This is a genomic window from Phytopseudomonas dryadis (genome assembly GCF_004327355.1).
Taxonomy (GTDB): domain Bacteria; phylum Pseudomonadota; class Gammaproteobacteria; order Pseudomonadales; family Pseudomonadaceae; genus Aquipseudomonas; species Aquipseudomonas dryadis.
In genome coordinates, this window is record NZ_QJUM01000005.1 from 68,439 (window position 1) to 87,626 (window position 19,188).

The following is a 19,188-nucleotide window of genomic DNA, read 5'->3' on the forward strand; positions in this document are numbered from 1 at the left end:
CATACCGTGATTTTGCAGGATGGCCACGATCGCATCGCGCCGGGGTCGGCGCTCCTACAGGTGAAATCTCTGATTCCCAACGGGCTCTTGCATGCCAAGGGACAAGACGGTATCTACGGGCCTCCAGCCTCCAGCCTCCAGCTCAACGCGGATCGGGCAGGGTCTTCTGCTTGAGGATATACAGGCTCACCAGCACGGCGCTGGTGAGCATGAACAGACGGGCCCAGAACATCGGTACCAGCCAGCAGGACAGGCCGATGCTCAGCCACATCAGGCCGATGGCGTAGACCTTGGCCTTGCGCGGAATGCCTTCGCCATGCAGGTAATCGCGAATCCAGGGGCCCAGTCGCGGGTGTTCCACCAGCCAGTGGTAGAAGCGCCTGGAACTGCGCATGAAACAGGCGGCGGCCAGTAGCAGGAAAGGCGTGGTGGGCAGGACCGGCAGGAAGATCCCGATAACGCCCAGCGCCACGCTCAGCCAGCCGAGGGTCAGCAGGGCGTAGCGCAGCACCGGGTTGGCTGTTTCGTAGGGAGCGCGTGCCATATCAATAGCCCGTCACGATCCGCTGCGCGTCGGCCCTGCGGCGTTGAAAACAGGCCCGGCAGGCCGCTTGCGGCCAACGCACTTCAGTGCGGCCCCGAAGGGGCGAGCGAAGCGAGTCATGCTCATTTACACCAGTAAACTCGAGTGCGAGCCCGCTCCGCTTTCTCGCCTGTTCTTGCGGGGGCGCCTAGCCCTTGCATGGCTCTGGCTCGCGAGATCGTGAACAGGCTCTCAGTGATGGCGGGGTTTGAGCAGGGCCGGTTTTTCTTCCGGGGCATTGCACAGCAGGAACAGGGCGGTCAGCAGTTCCGGGATCTGCTCGATCATGCTGTCGACCAGGTCGCGGTCGCGGGCGATCTCGGCGAATTCCGGCTGCTCGTCGAACAGGCCGGAGCCGACCATGATCGGCAGCAGCAGCTCGCTGACTTCGTCTTCGGCGTCGTCGAACCATACGGCCTCGCGCAGGAACACGCCTTCCATGAAGCCGATGCACCAGCCGCGCAGGTCGGAATCGTCCGGGTCGTCGCCCAGGTCGAGTTCGCAGGGTACTTCCGGTTCGTCGTCGCTGGCCAACTGACGGGCGATATGCGCCTGCAGCTGCACCAGAGTGGCCTCGATGTCGTCACGCTCGGCATCGCTGCGGTAGTGCGGCGGCTCGGAGAACAGCGCGTCGATCCACTCACGCTGCTCGACCTTGTCCGGGCAGATCGACAGCGCGGTCAGGTAGCCGTGTGCGGCCACGTAGTCCAGGGCCTCTTCGTGCAATTCATCGGCATCGAGGAAGGCTTGCAGGCGGGACAGTTGCTCGGCGAAGGACATCGGGGGCTACCTTGAAGGAGTAAACGAGGCTGGATTCTAGTGCAGACCAACTGGGGCGGCCAGAGTTGCAGGCAAAAGGGCCGCGTAAAAGCTAAAAAACACCGGCCAGCGCTGTTCGCCGGAGTCAGTTGCGTATAATGCCCCGCTCGATTCGGAGATCCTCAATGCTCGATCAGGCGCAACGCATCCTCAAAGACATCTTCGGCTACGACAGTTTTCGTGGCCGTCAGGGAGCGATCATCGAGCGCGTGGCCAGTGGTGGCGATGCCCTGGTGCTGATGCCCACCGGCGGCGGCAAGTCGCTGTGCTTCCAGGTGCCGGCGCTGTTGCGCGATGGCCTGGCGGTGGTGGTGTCGCCGCTGATCGCCCTGATGGACGATCAGGTCGCGACCCTGGAGGAACTCGGCGTCGCCGCGGTGGCGCTGAACTCCACCCTGGACGCCGAGCAGCAGCGCGACATCGCCGAGCGCATCCGCCGTGGCGAGATCAAGATGCTCTATCTGGCGCCGGAGCGCCTGGTGCAGCCGCGCATGCTGGCGTTCCTGCAGCGCCTGGAGATCGCCCTGTTCGCCATCGACGAGGCGCACTGCGTCTCGCAATGGGGGCACGATTTCCGTCCCGAGTACCTGCAACTGGGGCAACTGGCCGAACTCTTCCCCAATGTGCCGCGTATCGCCCTGACCGCCACCGCCGACATGCGCACCCGCGAGGAGATCGTCACCCGGCTGCACCTGCAGAACGCCGAGCGCTTCCTGTCCAGCTTCGACCGGCCGAACATTTTCTACCGCATCGTGCCCAAGGAGCAGCCACGCAAGCAGCTGCTGGCCTTTCTCGCCGCCCGCAAGGGCGATGCCGGGATCGTCTACTGCCTGTCGCGCAAGAAGGTCGAGGAGGTCGCCTCCTTCCTCTCCGAGCAGGGCTTTCCGGCGCTGCCCTATCACGCCGGCTTGCCCAACGAACTGCGCGCCTATCACCAGAAACGCTTCCTCAACGAGGAAGGCCTGATCATGGTGGCGACCATCGCCTTCGGCATGGGCATCGACAAACCCAACGTGCGTTTCGTCGCCCACCTGGATCTGCCCAAGTCGCTGGAGGCTTACTACCAGGAGACCGGCCGTGCCGGCCGTGACGGCCTGCCCGCGGATGCCTGGATGGCCTACGGCCTGCAGGACGTGATCTTCCTCAAGCAGATGCTCAACAACTCCGAAGGCGACGAGCGGCACAAGCGGGTCGAGCAGCACAAGCTCGATGCCATGCTCGCCCTGTGCGAGGAAACCCGTTGTCGACGTCAGGCGCTGCTGGCCTATTTCGACGAGGAACTGCCCAATCCCTGCGGCCACTGCGACAACTGCATGGACGGCGTGCAGACCTGGGACGCCACCGAGCCGGCGCGCCAGGCGCTGTCGGCGATCTACCGCAGCGGCCAGCGCTACGGGGTCGGTCATCTGGTGGATATATTGCTCGGCCGCGACAATGAAAAAATACGCGGCATGGGCCACCAGCACCTGTCGGTATTCGGCGTGGGCAAGGCGTTCAGCGAAGGCGAATGGCGCTCCCTGTTCCGCCAGTTGGTGGCGCGCGGTCTGGCCGATGTCGACCTCGAAGGGTTCGGCGGACTGCGTCTTTCCGATAGCTGCCGGCCCCTGCTGCGCGGCGAGGTGAGCCTGCAGCTGCGCCGCGACCTCAAGCCGCAGCAGAGCGCCAAGGCCTCCAGCAGCGCCGCCAGCCAGCTGGTGCGTGGTGAGGAGCGCGAGCAGTGGGAAGCGTTGCGCGCCTTGCGCCGCAAACTGGCCCAGGAGCACAGCGTGCCGCCTTATGTGATCTTCCCCGATGCCACGTTGCTGGAAATGCTGCGCAGCAAGCCGGCCAACCTGGCGGACATGGCGCGGGTCAGTGGCGTCGGCGCGCGCAAGCTGGAGCGCTATGGTGAGGCCTTTCTCGCCGTCCTGGCCGGTGCCGAAACGCCGCCGGCGGCGGTGGATCTGCGCCATGAGCTGGTCAGCCTGGCCCGGGCCGGCATGACCCCGGCGCAGATCGCCAATCAGCTCGGCTGCAGTGAGAAAAGCGCCTATGGCCTGCTCGCCGAAGCCATCGCGGCACAGCAGCTTTCGCTCGAGCAGGCACTGGATCTGCCACAGGAACTGCTCGGCGAGATCCAGGATGCCTTTCTCGATGGCGAAGGCGAGCTGCCGCCGGTCGCCGCGCTCAGCGAGCTGTTCGCCGGGCGGGTGGAGGAGGGGGTGCTGCAGTGCGTACGCGCGGCCCTGCAAGCCGAATTCGAGGTCTGAGCCGCCTGCCCGGCGCGCCGTGTCGCGACCTTCCCGAAGCCGGTGTGAAACGCTGCAACATCCGCCAGCTTGCCCTTGACCGTCAGCTATGATTAGCTCACTAATAATTAGTTTTTGATAAATCCAAGAGCCATCATGATGCAGCAGTCCGATCAACACCGTTTTGCCATGCAACTGGCCCAGCTTTCCCGTTCCTGGCGCGCCGAACTCGACCGCCGGCTGGCCGGTCTGGGCCTCTCCCAGGCGCGCTGGCTGGTGCTGTTGCACCTGGGCCGCTTCGCCGAATTGCCAACCCAGCGCGAGCTGGCGCAGAGCGTCGGTGTCGAGGGGCCGACCCTGGCGCGTCTGCTCGACAGCCTGGAAGCCCAGGGCCTGGTCAGTCGGCAGTCGGTTCCCGAGGACCGCCGGGCGAAGAAGATCGCCTTGTGCCCGCCGGCCAAGCCGCTGATCGAAAAGATCGAAGCCATTTCCACCCAGGTGCGCGAAGAGCTGTTCGCCGGTATCGACGAAGACGATTTGCGCCGCTGTCAGCAGGTTCACGCGCGGATTCTGGGCAACCTGGAACGGCGCTGATGCGCCAGGACCTCGCGGCGCTGCAGCAACGGTTCGGCGCCCGCTACCCGCACTACCTGCTCGCTGTGCTGATGCTCGGCAGCATGGCGATGATCCTGGCTTCCACCAGTATCAATGTGGCGCTGCCGGCGATCATGGCCGACTTCCAGATCGGCCGGCCCCTGGCCCAGTGGCTGTCCACCGGCTTTCTCGCCGCGATGACCGCCGGGTTGCTGCTGTCCTCCTGGGCGCAGGCGCGATTCGGCGCCAGAGCCACGGCCCAGACCGGTCTCGGCCTGTTCATCGTCACCTCGCTGCTGGCCCTGGTGGCCAGCGCCGCCTGGCAACTGATCGCCTTGCGCATTCTCCAGGGGCTGTGTGCCGGCATCGTCCAGCCGCTGGCCATGGTGCTGATCTTCCGCGTGTTCGCCAATGGCGGGCGCGGTACCGCCCTGGGTCTGTATGGCCTGGGGGTGATGATCGCGCCGACCCTGGGGCCGACCATCTGTGGCTACCTGGTCGATGGCTTTGGCTGGCAGGCGGTATTCTGGCTACCCCTGCCGATGTGCCTGCTGGGCATGCTCGGCGGCCAGTTGCTGCTGCCCAGCGTGCGGCAGCGCGACACGCCGTTTCTCGACCTGTGGGCGTTCGTCCTGTTGTGCATCGGCCTGTTCGCCTGGCTCGGCGCCCTGGCCGAAGCGCAGCGCTTCGCCTGGTTCGCGTGGCGGGTGTGGGCCCCCGGCGTGCTGGGCACGGCGGCGGTGATCGGCTTTCTGCTGCGCAGTCGTTACAGCAGCAAGCCTTTGCTGCCACTGGCGCTGTGGCGTCACCCGGGTTTCCGCGGTGCCAGTTGGGTGGCCCTGGCGCTGGGCATGGGGCTGTATGGCACGACCTATCTGCTCCCCCTGTATGTACAGACCGTCGAAGGCTACAGCGCCGGCTGGGCCGGCCTGCTGCTGTTGCCCACGGGGGTCATGATGGGCGCTGCATCCTTTCTCGGCGGCTGGCTCAGCGACCGGCTTTCCACGGCGGTGCTGCTGGTCAGCGGCCTGCTCATGCTGGCGCTGTCCTCGGCCGGCCTCGGCTGGCTGCAGCCAGGGGCTTCGTTTCTGCTGTTGTGCTTCTGGGCCTGCATCGGCCGTATCGGCCTGGGCATTCTGTTGCCGGCGCTGACCACCGGGTCGCTGGATATTCTCGGGCCTGAAGAACTGTCCAGCGGTGCCGGCGCCATCACCTTCGTCAGGCAACTGGGCGGGGCCTTCGGGATCAACCTGCTGACCTTCTTTCTCGAGTGGCGGCATGGCCGCGAAGGCGGGGACAGGGCCGCCGAGGCCCTGGCCTTCCAGCAGAGTTTCTGGCTGATGGCGGCGATTTTTGCGTTGGCCGTGTTCGCTGCCTGGGGCGTTCGCCCGCGGCATTCTTGACCGGCTCCGTCATTGATCGGTTTGTTTGGTTGCCTTGGCGTCTTTTGCGTATGATGGCCAATCGCTTGCTGGCCAAGCATGACCCTACTCACTGGTCGGGGGGACAAGGAGCGTTTTCCGACGCAACACTGTGCCGCGCTGTTTTCGCATCGCATCCGACCTGTGTCGGCTTTCTGCGATATGACTACCCGAGCGGAGTTATCGAGAGTTTTTTTATGACGCGTGTTCGTCGATTGCTGATCGGGCTGGCTTCGGGCTCGGCCTTCTATTCGGGGTTGGCGCCGGCGCTGGGCCTGGGCGAAATCACCCTGCACTCGGCCTTGAATCAGCCACTGGACGCCGAAATCGAACTGCTCGCCGTTGGCGATTTGAGCGCCGACGATCTGAAGGTCCGACTGGCCTCGGCCGATGCCTTCCAGCGTTCCGGCGTCGACCGCGTCCATTTCCTCAGCGATCTGCGTTTCACGCCCCTGCTGCGCGGCGGCAACAGCGCCATCCGGGTGGTATCCAGCCAGCCGGTTCGTGAGCCGTTCCTGAATTTCATCGTCGAAGTCAGCCGTCCCAACGGCCAGTTGCTGCGCGAGTACACCCTGTTGCTCGATCCGCCCGGTTCCTCGGCCTACCGTGCGCTCGCCGCCGTGCCTGCCGTGCGCGGCGAGGATCGGCCCAGCCCGGCCGCCAGGGCGCCTGCCGCCGCACCACGGCCCACGCCGGCGGCAACACAGGGCCAGCGCTATACGGTTGCCAGTGGCGACAGCCTGTGGACGATTGCCAGCCGTCTGCGCGGCCATGGCAGCCCGGCGACCCAGCAGGAGCTGATGCGCGATATCCATGCCCTCAATCCCCAGGCATTCGGCAATGGCGACATCCACCGTCTGCGCGCCGGGGCCAGCCTGCTGCTGCCCGATAGCGCCGTGCCCGTCTCCAGCCCCGCTGCGCTTGCCGCCACCCCGGCCGCCGAGCCGATGTCCGCGGCCGCCAGCGACAGCACGCCGCAACAGCCGCAGGAACCGCAGGTCGAGCTACTGGCCCAGATGCGCCGCGTCGACGAAGAACTGGCCAGCCGCACCGCGGAGAACCTGCAGTTGCAGCAGAACATGCTGGCCATGCAGGAGCAGTTGCAGGCCCTGCAGCAGCAGATGCAGGCCAGGGACGCGCAACTGGCGCAATTGCAGGCGCAGATCGCCGCCCGCACGCCCGCGCAGCCCGTCGTGACGCCTGCCGCAGCGGCTACCCAGCGCGGGCAGGCGCCACGTGAACAGGGGATGTGGTGGCTCCTGGCGGTCTCGCTGCTGGCCGTGCTTGGCGCATTGCTGGCGCTGTTCTGGCGCTCGCGCAGGCGTGATGCCCGGGCCGTGGTCGAGCCCGCGGTGGTCATGCCGCCTCCCGCCGAGGCGGTCGTGGTGACGCGCGCCGAGGCGCCGGTGCCGGCCCGCCCGCAGGGCCTGGAACCAGCCAGCCTGGTGGGCGCGACCGATGCCCTCGAGGGCGCCAATATCTATATCGCCTACGGCCGCCTGGGGGAGGCGGCGACCACCCTGCGTCAGGCATGCCTGGCGCAGCCGCAACGTGGGGATATCCGCTTGCGCCTGCTCGACGTGCTGGCGCAGCAGGGTAACGCCGAGGCCTTCGCCGAGGAGGAGGCCGTGCTGCGTGAGTCGGGTTTCGACCCTGCCCGTATCGATCAGCTCAAGGCGCGTTACCCCGCCTTGTTCGCCCAGCCGGCGCCGGAGCCCCTGGACGACCTGATCCTGGCGTTCGATGAAACGCCTGCGCCTGCCGCGCAGCCCCCTCAGGACGATGACTTTCAACTCAATCTGGACGACCTTTCCCTGGATGCGGACTGGGACCTGGTCAGCCCGTTCGCCCCGGACGCGAACAGGAAAGCCGCTGTCCAGGCCGAGCTCGACAGCCAGCTGGACGAGTTGCCGGAGGCCTTTTTCCCTGATGCCCGCAGTCCTTTCGCCAGCGCCATGCTGGTCGAGGAAGAGCTGCCGGACGACCTCGACCGACTGGCTGCGGACCACGAGAGCCTGAGCCAGCTCAACCTGGCGCTGGCCTATATCGAGCAGGGCGATCTGCAGGCGGCCTGTGCCATTCTCAATGAAGTGATCGACGAGGGCGACGAGCAGCAGAAGCAGGAAGCTCGCGAGCTGCTGGCACGGATCGCCTGAGGTGCCGCGTCACGGGCTGAGCAATCGCCAAGGAGAATCACAATGAGTCAGAACAAAAAAGTGGAAGTGACCATCACCTATTGCAGCCAGTGCCAGTGGTTGTTGCGTGCCGCCTGGCTGGCCCAGGAACTGTTGTCGACCTTCGCCGACGACCTGGCAAAAGTCAGCCTGGAACCGGGCACCGGCGGCGTGTTCCGCATCCTCTGCGACGATGTGCAGATCTGGGAGCGCAAGGCCGATGGCGGTTTCCCCGAAGCCAAGGTGCTCAAGCAACGCGTGCGTGACCAGATCGACCCCACTCGCGATCTGGGCCACAACGATCGGAACGCGGCGCCTGCCTGAGCATACGGATGCCAGTGTTCGGTTCGCTGGCAAGACCCGGTTCTTGGCGGTGCCGCGGCCCGCGGCGAATGGTGGCCGCGGCGCGGATTTCGCGGGATGGCCGCAAGCCTGTCGCCGCTGAGGCTCGCGCGCACGGTGGCGGGACGCCGGGCCGGGATCGCCGCCAGCGGCCAGTGAAGCTGTCATGCAATGGCCATGACGCGGTCACAAACCTTTCACCGGCTTCGCGCAAGCTCGGCGAAAACCGCCGGAGACCGCCCATGAGCAGCGCACAGCTGGTAAGACCGAGTCGCAAGCAACGTGTCCGTACCCTGTGGATTTCCGATGTGCACCTGGGTACCCGCGATTCCCAGGCCGAGCACCTGGCGGCCTTTCTCAAGCGCTACCAGGCCGACCGTATCTATCTGGTGGGCGACATCATCGATGGCTGGAAACTGCGCGGCGGCATCTACTGGCCACAAGCCCACACCAACGTGATCCGCCGCCTGCTGACCATGAGCAAGCGCGGGACCGAGGTGATCTACGTGACCGGCAACCACGACGAATTCCTGCGCCGTTACTCCAGGCTGCTGCTCGGCAATATCCACCTGGTGGACGAGGCCGAACACATCACCGCCGATGGCCGTCGCCTGCTGGTGATCCATGGCGACCAGTTCGACGTGATCACCCGCTATCACCGCTGGCTGGCCTTTCTCGGCGATTCGGCCTATGGCTTCACCCTGACCCTGAACCGCTGGCTCAACGGCTGGCGCCACCGTTATGGCTATGGCTACTGGTCGCTGTCGGCCTACCTCAAGCACAAGGTCAAGAGCGCGGTGAACTTCATCAGCGACTTCGAAGAGGCCATCGCCCATGAGTGCACCCGGCGCGGCTTCAACGGCGTGGTCTGCGGCCACATCCACCATGCCGAGATCCGCCAGATGGACCAGGTCGAATACATGAACTGCGGCGACTGGGTCGAGTCGTGCACGGCATTGATCGAGCACTTGGACGGCCATATCGAGCTGTACCGCCTGGCCGATGACCAGGATCGGCTGGCCCGTCTGCAGGCGGCCAAGGTCGCGGTCATCGAGCCGGCGGCATGAGGCTGCTGATCGTTTCCGATGCCTGGGCGCCGCAGGTCAATGGCGTGGTCACCAGCCTGCAGGCGCTGGTCGACGAACTGCGAGGCATGGGCCACCAGGTCGAGGTGCTGGCGCCCCATGGGTTTCGCAGCGTGCCTTGCCCGAGCTATCCGGAGATTCCCCTGGTGTGGAATCTGTGGCGCGTTGGCGCCGCCATCGAGGCCTTTCGTCCCGACTGCGTGCACCTGGCCACCGAAGGCCCGCTGGGCTGGGCGGCGCGGCGCTGGTTGAAACGCCGCGGCCTGGCCTTTTCCAGCGCCATCCATACCCGTTTCCCGGAGTACCTGAGCGCCCGTTATCGCTGGTTGCCGCTGAGCCTGGGCTACGCCTTCCTGCGTGCCTTTCACCGGCCCAGCCAGGCGGTACTGGTGAGCACCGAGCGCTTGCGGACGGAATTCGCCCGTCGCCGCCTGCAGCGTCTGTCGCTATGGCGCAAGGGCGTCGATACGCGTTTGTTCAAGCGCCAGGGAGGGCGGCATGGGCAGCTCTCGGCGGTGTTCCTCTACGTCGGGCGCATCGCCCCGGAGAAGAACCTGCAGGCCTTTCTCGACCTCGACCTGCCGGGGGAAAAGTGGGTCGTCGGCGATGGGCCGCAACGCCAGGCACTGGAGCAGGCCTATCCGCTGGCGAAGTTCTTCGGCTATCGGCACGGCGAGGCCCTGGCCGAAACCTATCGCCGGGCCAGTGTGCTGGTGTTCCCGTCGCTGACCGATACCTATGGCCTGGTGATGCTCGAGGCCCAGGCGTGCGGTACGCCGGTGGCCGCCTTTACCGTGCCCGGCCCGCTGGACGTGGTGCTGCCGGGGGTGACCGGGGTCTTGGCCGATGACCTGCGCCAGGCCTGCCTGGCGGCGCTCGAACTGGATCGCGGGCGATGCGCCGAGGTGGCGGGGCGACAATCCTGGCACGCGTCGGCCCTGGAGTTCCTCGCCCGGCAACCCTTGCTCAGTGGCGAGCCATTGCCGCAAGGCGTACCGGTTTCGGCGATTGGCGGCTGGTGAAATGCCCCGTGCGGACAAGGTCTCGCTGAGGGTCGACCGACGCCTGCAGGCAAGGCGGCGACCATGCCGCCCTACATGATGATCTTGTCGCGCAGTTTCTCGGCGGCCTGCTGCAGGGCCTGGATGACGCGTTCCTTGTCGAAGTTCTGGATGCCATTGGTGTCCAGGTACATGGAGAAGCCGGGCAGTTCGTGTTCGACATAGCTCGAACTGGCGCCCAGGTCGCGGCGGAAATCCACCACCTGGTAGATCTGGACCGGTCGGGTGAAGCCCTTGACGTTGATCTGGCCCTTGTCGCGGCACATGATCACGTCCTTGACCAGCGAGTAGGTCTCGTGGGAGATGAGGATCTCGCCGGCTTCGGCGGCGCTTTCCAGGCGGCTGGCCAGGTTCACGTCGCGGCCGATGATGGTGTAGTCCATGCGCGTGTCGGCGCCGAAGTTGCCGACCGTGCAATAGCCGGTATTCAGGCCCATGCGGATTTCCAGGGGCTTGGTGATGCCCTGGGCGCGCCATTGCTGGCGCAGCACCTTCATGTGCTTGCGCATGACGATGGCCATCGACACCGCGGCCACGGCGTCCTTCTTGGCGCCCTGGCTGGTCGGGTCGCCGAAGAACACCATCACGCTGTCGCCGATGAACTTGTCGATGGTGCCGCCGAACTTGAGGCAGATCTTCGACATTTCATTGAGGTAGCTGTTGAGCAGGTCGGTCAGGGCTTCGGCTTCCAGCTCCTCGGACAGCTCGGTGAAGCCCTTGATGTCGGAGAAGAATACCGTCAGCTTCTTGCGCTGGGTTTCCAGGCGCACGCTTTTCTTGCCACTGAAGATCGATTCCCAGACCTGCGGCGACAGGTACTTGGCCAGGTTGCGCGCCAGCCGGGCCGCCTTTTCCTGTTCGCGCTTGATCTCGCTGCGCACCTGGGTCAGGCGTATGCCCTGGTGGTGCACGAAATAGGCGGTGATGCAGATGTACAGGGTGGAGAAGGCGATGCTGACCAGGGCCACCAGCACCGGCGTCTCGGGCTCGATGCGCAGATCGATCAGCGAGGCGGTGAGCAGGGTGCCGCTGATCGCGACCAGCAGCGCCAGGCCCATGTCGCGCAGCCCGCCGATGATCAGCGCACTGAAGCACAGGGTGAGCAGGCACATCAGGCTGGGGACCACGGAGAAACTCAGGAACGCCAGGGCCGCGCCGCAGTGCAGGGCGTCGATGAACAGCAGGACTAGCACGGTTCGTTGTGGATGATCGCGCTTGAAATATTGGCCGAGATGGTGGGCCAGGTGGGGGTAGAGCAGGGCGTAGGGCACCATCCACAGCATATCGTGACCGAACACCTGCACATAGGTGCCGGCGGCGACACTGGCGGCCAGGGCTATATAGGCCAGCACCCGCGAATAGTATTCGCGCAGGGGAGGCGTTGGCAGCGCGTCGGGATGGCTGGAGAAGGTTGCATTCATGCGTTGGAGGAAATCCCTACTGAGGTTCCGACTGCCATACCGGGCGTCATGCGAGTGGCAGACGTGCGAACGGGCCAGCGGCAAAGCGGGATCATAACCAAGCGCGACGATGGCGGCAAAGCGGAATAGGAGCAGCGGTAGGCTACGGGCCACCAGCGGCAGATGAAAGAAGGCCACCAGCGAAAATGCCAGGGTCGCGGTCGATACCAGCCAGTCAAGCAGGTGGCTCGCAAGACGCTGGCCCTGCAGGAGCCGCGACCCCGCGGCGAATGCTAGCTACGCCACGGATTCTGCGCGATGGCTGCAATCGTATCGCGCCGAGGGCGACGCTCCTGCACGTGCGGTGGTTTGCCGCTCTCCTGTAGGCGCCCGCTCCTAAACCTTATCTGATCGTTATGAAGGGTCGCGGTGGTCAACGCCTGGCTTGGCCCGGCTAAAAGCGAATGCGGCCGGTGAGGACATCCTTGAGCATCACCCAGTCGCCCATCAGCGAGTACAGCGGGTACTGGAAAGTCGCCGGACGGTTGTGCTCGAAGAAAAAGTGCCCGACCCAGGCGAAGCCGTAGCCGATCACCGGCAGCATCAGCAACCACAGCCATTGCTGGCTGAGCAGCACATGGCCGAGCACGGCCAGCACCAGCAGGCTGCCGACATAGTGCAGGCGCCGGCAGGTCGGGTTGCTGTGCTCCTGCAGGTAATAGGGGTAGAACTCGGCGAAGGAGTTGAAGCGTTTCGGCATGGAGCACCTCCTGTTGTTTTTATCGGGCTCGGTGTCTCGTAGTCTAGTACCGCTTTGCGTTCAGGCCCATGTTCACTGGGGGGAATCACCGCCAGTGCCCGGGTGCTCGGATAGGGACCGTCCTGACGCTCCCCGTACAATAATCCGAACGGAGGTCAAAAGGCCCAATCGTAGGAGCCCCGACCCCGGGGCGAAGCGATGGCGGCCATTCAGCGGGATCGATGCTGGGCCCGCCAATCGCCGCGGGACGCGCCCCCTGCGCCAGCGTGGCCAGCCTTCACGCTATCGTTGAATGCCGTGTGGGGATCGGGCGTCCACCGACACTCGCGTGTCAGTGTCGCCAGAAGGCCGGCATCAGCAGCACCAGCACGGTGAGGATTTCCAGGCGTCCGAGCAGCATGCCCAGGGTCAGCAGCCACTTGGCCACGTCCGGCAGGCTGGCATAGGTGCCGGCCGGGCCGATGATCGGCCCCATGCCGGGGCCGACGCCGGATACCGTGCTCGCCGCGCCGCTCAGGGCGGTGATCCAGTCCAGGCCGCACAGAGTCAGCGCCAGGGCCAGGAGGGCGATGGTGATGGTGAAGAAGAAGGAGAAGGTCAGGATCGAGCGGACGATGTCCTCGTCCAGGCGGTGGCGGTTGTATTGCTGCTTGATCACCGCCCGTGGATGCACCAGCTGCATCAGGTTGGCCTTGAGCAGGATGTAGGCGACCTGGAAGCGGAAGATCTTCAGGCCGCCGGCGGTCGAGCCCGAGCAGCCGCCAATGAAGCCCAGGTAGAAGAACAGCATGCCGGCGAAACCGCCCCACAGCGAGTAGTCGCCGAGGGCGAAACCGGTGGTGGTCATGATCGAGGTGGCATTGACCGCAACGTGGCGCAACGCATCCAGCCAGTGCAGGTCGGTGGTCAGGTAGTACCAGGTACCCAGCACCAGCCAGGTGCCGATGAGGATGGCGAGGAAGCCGCGAACCTGCTGGTCGCCGAGCACCGCGCCGTAATTGCCGCGCAGCGTCGAGACATAGAGCACGAACGGCAGGCTGCCGAGGATCATCAGCAGAACCGCGACCCAGTGCACGGCCGGCTGCGTCCATTTGGCCAGCGACAGGTCGGACGTGGAAAAACCGCCGGTGGAGATCGCCGACATGCTGTGATTGACCGCGTCGAACGGGCTCATGCCGGCCAGCCAGAACGCCAGGCAGCCGAGCAGGCTGATGCCCAGGTAGGCCACCACCATGTACTTGGCCACCATGTGCGAGCGCGGCATGACCTTGTCCGAGCGATCCGAGGATTCGGTCTGGAACAGGCGCATGCCACCGATGCGCAGCATCGGCAGGATGGCCACGGCCATGGCGATGAAGCCGATGCCGCCCAGCCAGTGCAGCAGCGACCGCCAGATCAGGATGCCCGGCGACATGTCATCCAGGCCGATCAGCACGGTGGCGCCGGTGGCGGTGATGCCCGACATGCTCTCGAAGAAGGCGTCCGTGTAGCTCATGTGCTGGGTGAACATGAACGGCAAGGCGGCGAAGATGCACACCAGCAGCCAGCTCGATACCGTCAGCAGGTACATGTCGCGGGGGCGCAGGTGGGCATCCTGCGGGCGGCCGCGGACGATCATCGACAGCCCGGCGAGAAAGGTGATCAGGCTCGACCAGAGAAACGGATTGAGCTCCGCCGCGCGCTCGAACATCACCAGGGTGAGCATGGGGATGGTCATGCCGATGGCCAGGGTGATGAGGAAAATGCCGTTGATGAATGCGATGATTCGTAAGGTCGGCCAGGCCATCGGTGGTTTTCCGCGAAAAAGTGGCGCCATTCTACCGTTGCCGCCGGTGCTGTAAACCAACGTCGCCGTCGGCCTGGAACACCACCCACCGCCTGCTTGACAAGGTGATGGCGAGGCATGGAATACGCCCCCGGGTGCCGGCTCTTGGCGGTTTCTGAGCCTGCGAAATCATTTCCAGCAATGCGTGTCTTGCGTGCGGCGCCTGCTGCGCGCCTTTTCGTGTGTCTTTCTTCTGGGGCGAGTGTCAATCGGCGGGCGGTACGGTGCCGGATGGCGAGCACCACTGTCCGCAGCGCTGTCGCGCAGCAAACAGGCCGTAGGATGGGGCGGGCCGCGTAGGTGAAACCCATCAATTGCCGATGGGTTGGCACCCATCCTACGCGGCCCGACCCTTCCTGATTTTTTTAAAATCATATGAACCAACGGGTTACCTGATGTTTGATGAGAAGCGCTTCAGCGGCGATCGGGCGGCCCAACCCGCTTCCGGGCAATGGCTGCCATCCAAAGCGCACGGGCCATGCTCAGGGCGCTTGGCTGCTAGAATCCCGGTTCTTTTTCCAGGAGGTGAGCCGATGGATGCCCTCGATGCCCTGATCAACCGCGTTTCCGTGCCCCGGCTGTGCGAGCCCGCACCGGATGCGGCCCAGCGCGAACGGCTGTTTCGTGCCGCACTGCGCGCACCGGATCATGGTCAGCTGCGGCCATGGCGCTTTCTGACCGTCGAGGGCGATGATCGGGTCGCCTTGGGCGAGCTGTTCGCCAGCGCGCTGGCGGCCAGGTCCGGCGACGCCAGCGTCGAGGCCTTGACCAAGGCCCGCGGCATGCCCTTGCGGGCGCCGCTGCTGGTGGTGGTGATCGCGCGGCTGCAGGCGCACCCCAAGGTGCCGCGGCAGGAGCAGCTGATCGCGGCCGGCTGCGCGGCGCACGCCATGCTCATCGCCGCCCATGCTCAGGGGATCGGCGCGGTCTGGCGTACCGGCGAGCTGTCCTACGACGCACAGGTCAATCAAGGCCTGGGGCTTACGGCCGACGAACAGGTGGTCGGCTATCTCTACCTGGGCAGCCCCGAGCGCGAGCCGCGCACACCGACGCCGCTCGCGGTCGAGGACTTCGTCAGCGCCTGGTCGCCGGCTCGCGGCTGAGGCAACTGGCCGCGCGATTGCTGGCCATGACACGCTTTGTGCGATGGCCGCCATCGCATCGCGCCGAGGTCGACGCTCCTACACGGACGGCGGTTTGCCGCTCTTCTGTAGGGGGTCTCAAAAAACCTTATCTGATCGGCATCAGGGCGCCTTCAGGCGCTTTCCCGCTCGATCAACTGGCAGTCGAGCGGGCCGGGCGGGGAGCTGTCCGCCATGGTCGAGACCCCCAGCGCCTGCAGGATGCGGGTGGCGGCCAGCTCGCCGATCTGCAGCGCCGGTGGGCGGATGGTGGTCAGGCTCGGCATCAGCATCGGCGCGAAGGCGTAGTCGCCGAAGCCGACCACGGCGCAGTCCCGGGGAATGCGCAGGCCGGCGCGCTGGCCGGCGAGCAGACCGCCAGCGGCCAGGTTGTCGTTGGCGAAAATGATCGCATCCGGGCGCGGTGTGCGCGCCATCAGGCTGTCCATGGCCTGCTTGCCGGCCTCGAAGGGCGCACAGTCGGCGCTGGGCACGAACACCCAGGGCTCCAGGCCGGCCTCGCGCAACGTATCGGCGTAACCGTCGCGGCGTTCCAGCGCGCTGAGGTCGCCGGCGACGCTGTTCTGCACGAAGGCGATGCGCCTATAGCCCTTGCCCAGCAGGTAGCGGGCGGCGCTCACGCCCACCTCGCGATGGACGAAGCCCACCTGCATGGGCGCCCGCTCGGGGCGGTAGTCCCAGATTTCCACCAGTGGAACATCGGCGTCGGCGAGCATCTTTTCGGTACCGGCGCTGTGGAAGTGGCTGGTGACCACCAGGGCCGCCGGCGACCAGCCGAGAAAGGCGCGCACCGCGCTTTCCTCCTGCTCCTCGGAAAAGTAGCTGGACGCCAGCAGCAGTTGATAGCCATGGCGGCTGAGGGTGTCGCTGAAGCCCTGGATGGTGTTGGCGAAGATCGGCCCGGAAATGTTCGGGATGACCATGCCGATGATGCGCCCGCGAGCCGAAGCCAGGCCGCCGGCCACCATGTTCGGCACATAGCCCAATTCGGTCACCACCGCCTGGATGCGCTCGCGCAACTCGTCGGAAACCTGTTCCGGCTGGTTGAAGAAGCGCGACACGGTGATCGCGGAAACGCCTGCCCGCTGCGCGACCGTGTTCAGGGTGACGCGCCCGGCGCCGCGGCGCTTGCGGCTGGGTTCTCTGCTGCTGGTCAAGGTCGATAACGCCCGGCTGGAAAGACAGTGCGCGAACCTTACTGCATTTGTTAGCGCTAACAAAAGATCGCCGCGCGGAATTTCGGGAAGTGTTTTGTGGAATATAAAAATAATTTTTAATTATTTGACGCTCTATGCGGGCATCCCGATACTGGCCATGTTAGCGCTAACAAGCGACGAACTGTCTGCAACCAGCTGCCACTCGTACGAGCGAGACCAGACCTCCGACAGTTCCTGAACCGCCTGCCTGGCAGGCAATGTCTGGTCATATCGGCAGTGGATTCCCATGCACAACACAGATCGTAAAGCCGCACGGAACGGCCTCACCGCATTCAGCCGCCGCAGCCCTCTGGCGGCCGCCATTTTCCTCGCCAGCCTCGGCCAGCAGGCCTGGGCCGAGGAGGACGCGGTCGCCGCCGACACCTCGGCAACGGCGCTGAAAACCGTCACTGTCACCGCTACCCGCCGCGAAGAGTCGCTGCAGAAGGTGCCGGTGGCCGTCGCCGTGGTCGATGGCGAGCAACTGGAGCGCGACAACCGCAACAGCGTGTCGAGCATCGTGCAACAGGTGCCAACGCTGAATTTCCGTTCCGGCGCGTCGAACAAGGACACCTCGCTGTTCGTCCGTGGCGTGGGCACCATCTCCACCTCGCCGGGTGTCGAGCCGACCGTGGCCACCGTGGTGGATGGCGTGGTCTTCGGCCGTCCCGGGCAGTCGACCCTGGATCTGCTCGATGTGGAGCGCATCGAGGTGCTGCGAGGCCCGCAGGGCACCCTGTTCGGCAAGAATGCCTCGGCCGGGGTGCTCAATATCGTCTCCCGGGACATCGCCGAGGAAACCCGCGGCTATGTCGATTACTCGCACTTCGGCGGCGGCAACGAAAACCGCCTGCGCTTCGGCATCGGCGGCCGCCTGAGCGACACCCTGAAAGGCTCGCTGAGCACCCTGTGGGGCCGCTACGACGGCAACGTGGAGAACGTCGCCAACGGTCACGACGTCAACGGCTACGAGCGCAAGGGCGTGCGCGGCAAGTTGCAGTTCGAGCCGAACGAGGATTTCACATTCACCCTGACCGGCGACTACCTCGAAGGCGAAGACAGCATCCCCAGTGGCGTGATCGTCTCGACCAGCGCCCCGGCGCTGGCGGCCGGCCTGCGCCCCAGCGCTCACAACCGCACCATCAACAGCGACTACAAGACCCACGTCGAGGACACCAACACCGGCCTGTCCGGCCAGGCCGACTGGCAACTGGGCGACTTCACCCTGACCTCGATCAGCGCCTGGCGCGGCTGGGACAACACCCAGTACCAGGACGGCGACCGCAGCGCCCAGCTGCCGACCACGGCCTCCCATGACAAGGGCGACGTGCGCTACGACCAGTACTCCCAGGAATTGCGCCTGGCCTCGCCGAAAGGCGAGTTCCTCGAGTACGTGGTCGGCGCCTTCTACATGCACGGCCGTTCGGACGAGGTGTACCGGCGCCAGTCGGTCAACGCTGGCGTCATCGACAATGGGCGCGCCGACTACAGCGTGAGCAACGACAGCTATGCGCTGTTCGGCGAGAACACCTTCAACTTCACCGAGGACTTTCGCGGCATCCTCGGCCTGCGCTGGACCCACGACGACGTCGAATACGATCATCGCCGGGTGTCCACCTCCGCCACGACCGTCGCCGGCATCCAGCCGTCGACCCGCAGTTCCGGCTCGGTGGACGAGGACGGCTGGACCGGGCGCGTCGGCCTGCAGTACGACTTCAGCGACGAGCTGACCGGCTACGCCACCTATTCCCGTGGCTACAAGGGCCCGGCCTACAACGTGTTCTTCAACATGCAGCCGCGCGATACCGATGCGCTCGAGCCGGAAACCTCGGATTCCTACGAGCTCGGTCTGAAGAGCACGGCCTGGAACAATCGCCTGGTGGCCAACCTGGCGCTGTTCCACACCGATTACGACAACTACCAGGCCAACTTCTTCGACACCGTGGCCAACCAGGTGGTGACCCGCCTGATCAATGCCGGCAGCGTGAAGACCCAAGGGGTGGAACTGGACTACAGCCTGCAGGCCACCAGACAGCTGAAACTGTCCGGCGCCGTCGCCTACACCAAGGCCCGGGTCGACAGCTTCCAGTGCCCACCCGGCGCGGCAGCCACCTGCGATATCGACGGCGCGCCGCTGCCCTTCAGCCCGGACTGGAAGAGCCATGTGCGCGCCGACTACAGCATTCCCCTGGACAACGGCCTGGATGTGGAGCTGAGCACCGATTACAGCTGGCAGGACAAGGTGCAGTACAGCCTCGACCAGAACCCGGACACCATCCAGGGCGCCTACGGCATCTGGAACGCCAGTGTGGCCCTGGCCAACTACAACGACGGCTGGCGGGTGGCCTTGCTGGCCAGGAACCTCACCGACAAGTCCTATTCGACCCTGCTGGCATCGGGCGGCAACCACATCTACCGCATGGCGCCACGCGACGACCAGCGCTATTTCGGCGTACAGCTGCACAAGGATTTCTAAGCTGCCGTCAGCCGTACCCACTTGCGTGTCAACCCCGTGCGAGCCGACCCAGAGCGGCGGCACGGCCACTCGCAGATCGCAA

Annotated in this window: 15 protein-coding genes and 1 pseudogene; 10 read left to right on the top strand and 6 right to left on the bottom strand. The window is 65.4% G+C overall.

Features of this window, described 5'->3' with window-relative positions:
- Positions 1 to 142 precede the first annotated feature (142 nt).
- Together DNK34_RS05670 and DNK34_RS05675 are read right to left on the bottom strand one after the other, a co-directional pair.
- Positions 143 to 544 (bottom strand): YbaN family protein, encoded by a 402-nt coding sequence (locus tag DNK34_RS05670; RefSeq protein ID WP_131173554.1) that lies wholly within the window; start codon positions 542 to 544, stop codon positions 143 to 145.
- Positions 545 to 775: 231 nt separating this feature from the next.
- Entirely contained in the window at positions 776 to 1,363 is a 588-nt protein-coding gene (locus tag DNK34_RS05675; protein WP_131173553.1) for a UPF0149 family protein, read from the bottom strand.
- A gap of 164 nt (positions 1,364 to 1,527) precedes the next feature.
- Between DNK34_RS05675 and recQ the strand changes: the two genes are divergently transcribed.
- The 7 genes from recQ (at position 1,528) to DNK34_RS05710 (ending at position 10,268) form a co-directional block, all read left to right on the top strand.
- Entirely contained in the window at positions 1,528 to 3,651 is a 2,124-nt protein-coding gene (gene recQ / locus DNK34_RS05680) for a DNA helicase RecQ (protein WP_131173552.1), read from the top strand.
- Between the two features lie 138 nt (positions 3,652 to 3,789).
- Positions 3,790 to 4,224: a MarR family transcriptional regulator gene (locus DNK34_RS05685; protein WP_131173635.1), complete on the top strand. Its 435-nt coding sequence runs from the start codon at positions 3,790 to 3,792 to the stop codon at positions 4,222 to 4,224.
- Positions 4,224 to 5,627 (top strand): DHA2 family efflux MFS transporter permease subunit, encoded by a 1,404-nt coding sequence (locus tag DNK34_RS05690; RefSeq protein WP_131173551.1) that lies wholly within the window; start codon positions 4,224 to 4,226, stop codon positions 5,625 to 5,627. The genes DNK34_RS05685 and DNK34_RS05690 overlap by 1 nt, the downstream gene beginning before the upstream one ends.
- A 215-nt stretch (positions 5,628 to 5,842) precedes the next feature.
- A complete protein-coding gene (locus DNK34_RS05695; RefSeq protein WP_207401575.1) occupies positions 5,843 to 7,801 on the top strand; it encodes a motility hub landmark protein FimV in 1,959 nt (652 codons plus the stop codon).
- Positions 7,802 to 7,843: 42 nt separating this feature from the next.
- Positions 7,844 to 8,143 (top strand): Rdx family protein, encoded by a 300-nt coding sequence (locus DNK34_RS05700; protein WP_131173550.1) that lies wholly within the window; start codon positions 7,844 to 7,846, stop codon positions 8,141 to 8,143.
- A 260-nt stretch (positions 8,144 to 8,403) separates the two neighbouring features.
- Positions 8,404 to 9,228, top strand: coding sequence for a UDP-2,3-diacylglucosamine diphosphatase (locus DNK34_RS05705; protein ID WP_131173549.1), 825 nt, complete (start codon positions 8,404 to 8,406; stop codon positions 9,226 to 9,228).
- Positions 9,225 to 10,268 (top strand): glycosyltransferase family 4 protein, encoded by a 1,044-nt coding sequence (locus DNK34_RS05710; RefSeq protein WP_131173548.1) that lies wholly within the window; start codon positions 9,225 to 9,227, stop codon positions 10,266 to 10,268. Before DNK34_RS05705 ends, DNK34_RS05710 begins: the two co-directional genes overlap by 4 nt.
- A gap of 71 nt (positions 10,269 to 10,339) precedes the next feature.
- Here DNK34_RS05710 and DNK34_RS05715 read toward each other — a convergent pair whose 3' ends face one another.
- The 3 genes from DNK34_RS05715 to DNK34_RS05725 form a co-directional block, all read right to left on the bottom strand.
- A complete protein-coding gene (locus tag DNK34_RS05715; protein WP_131173547.1) occupies positions 10,340 to 11,728 on the bottom strand; it encodes an adenylate/guanylate cyclase domain-containing protein in 1,389 nt (462 codons plus the stop codon).
- Between the two features lie 433 nt (positions 11,729 to 12,161).
- Positions 12,162 to 12,467, bottom strand: a complete 306-nt coding sequence (locus tag DNK34_RS05720; protein ID WP_131173546.1) for an Mpo1-like protein — start codon at positions 12,465 to 12,467, stop codon at positions 12,162 to 12,164.
- Between the two features lie 331 nt (positions 12,468 to 12,798).
- Entirely contained in the window at positions 12,799 to 14,253 is a 1,455-nt protein-coding gene (locus tag DNK34_RS05725; protein ID WP_131173545.1) for a TrkH family potassium uptake protein, read from the bottom strand.
- Between the two features lie 167 nt (positions 14,254 to 14,420).
- Between DNK34_RS05725 and DNK34_RS25685 the strand changes: the two are divergent.
- Positions 14,421 to 14,525 (top strand): annotated as a pseudogene (locus tag DNK34_RS25685) (YkgJ family cysteine cluster protein); the annotation flags it as partial.
- 300 nt (positions 14,526 to 14,825) lie between these two features.
- A complete protein-coding gene (locus DNK34_RS05735) occupies positions 14,826 to 15,395 on the top strand; it encodes a nitroreductase family protein (protein WP_131173544.1) in 570 nt (189 codons plus the stop codon).
- Between the two features lie 152 nt (positions 15,396 to 15,547).
- Here DNK34_RS05735 and DNK34_RS05740 read toward each other — a convergent pair whose 3' ends face one another.
- Positions 15,548 to 16,591, bottom strand: coding sequence for a LacI family DNA-binding transcriptional regulator (locus tag DNK34_RS05740; protein ID WP_131173543.1), 1,044 nt, complete (start codon positions 16,589 to 16,591; stop codon positions 15,548 to 15,550).
- A gap of 286 nt (positions 16,592 to 16,877) precedes the next feature.
- Between DNK34_RS05740 and DNK34_RS05745 the strand changes: the two genes are divergently transcribed.
- Positions 16,878 to 19,106, top strand: coding sequence for a TonB-dependent receptor (locus DNK34_RS05745; protein ID WP_131173542.1), 2,229 nt, complete (start codon positions 16,878 to 16,880; stop codon positions 19,104 to 19,106).
- Positions 19,107 to 19,188: the final 82 nt, after the last annotated feature.

Bases quoted from the DNA above. Each gene is read 5' to 3' on its own strand.
- DNK34_RS05670 (WP_131173554.1), bottom strand. From the start codon at position 544: ATGGCACGCGCTCCCTACGAAACAGCCAACCCGGTGCTGCGCTACGCC.
- DNK34_RS05675 (WP_131173553.1), bottom strand. From the start codon at position 1,363: ATGTCCTTCGCCGAGCAACTGTCCCGCCTGCAAGCCTTCCTCGATGCC.
- recQ (WP_131173552.1), top strand. From the start codon at position 1,528: ATGCTCGATCAGGCGCAACGCATCCTCAAAGACATCTTCGGCTACGAC.
- DNK34_RS05685 (WP_131173635.1), top strand. From the start codon at position 3,790: ATGCAGCAGTCCGATCAACACCGTTTTGCCATGCAACTGGCCCAGCTT.
- DNK34_RS05690 (WP_131173551.1), top strand. From the start codon at position 4,224: ATGCGCCAGGACCTCGCGGCGCTGCAGCAACGGTTCGGCGCCCGCTAC.
- DNK34_RS05695 (WP_207401575.1), top strand. From the start codon at position 5,843: ATGACGCGTGTTCGTCGATTGCTGATCGGGCTGGCTTCGGGCTCGGCC.
- DNK34_RS05700 (WP_131173550.1), top strand. From the start codon at position 7,844: ATGAGTCAGAACAAAAAAGTGGAAGTGACCATCACCTATTGCAGCCAG.
- DNK34_RS05705 (WP_131173549.1), top strand. From the start codon at position 8,404: ATGAGCAGCGCACAGCTGGTAAGACCGAGTCGCAAGCAACGTGTCCGT.
- DNK34_RS05710 (WP_131173548.1), top strand. From the start codon at position 9,225: ATGAGGCTGCTGATCGTTTCCGATGCCTGGGCGCCGCAGGTCAATGGC.
- DNK34_RS05715 (WP_131173547.1), bottom strand. From the start codon at position 11,728: ATGAATGCAACCTTCTCCAGCCATCCCGACGCGCTGCCAACGCCTCCC.
- DNK34_RS05720 (WP_131173546.1), bottom strand. From the start codon at position 12,467: ATGCCGAAACGCTTCAACTCCTTCGCCGAGTTCTACCCCTATTACCTG.
- DNK34_RS05725 (WP_131173545.1), bottom strand. From the start codon at position 14,253: ATGGCCTGGCCGACCTTACGAATCATCGCATTCATCAACGGCATTTTC.
- DNK34_RS05735 (WP_131173544.1), top strand. From the start codon at position 14,826: ATGGATGCCCTCGATGCCCTGATCAACCGCGTTTCCGTGCCCCGGCTG.
- DNK34_RS05745 (WP_131173542.1), top strand. From the start codon at position 16,878: ATGCACAACACAGATCGTAAAGCCGCACGGAACGGCCTCACCGCATTC.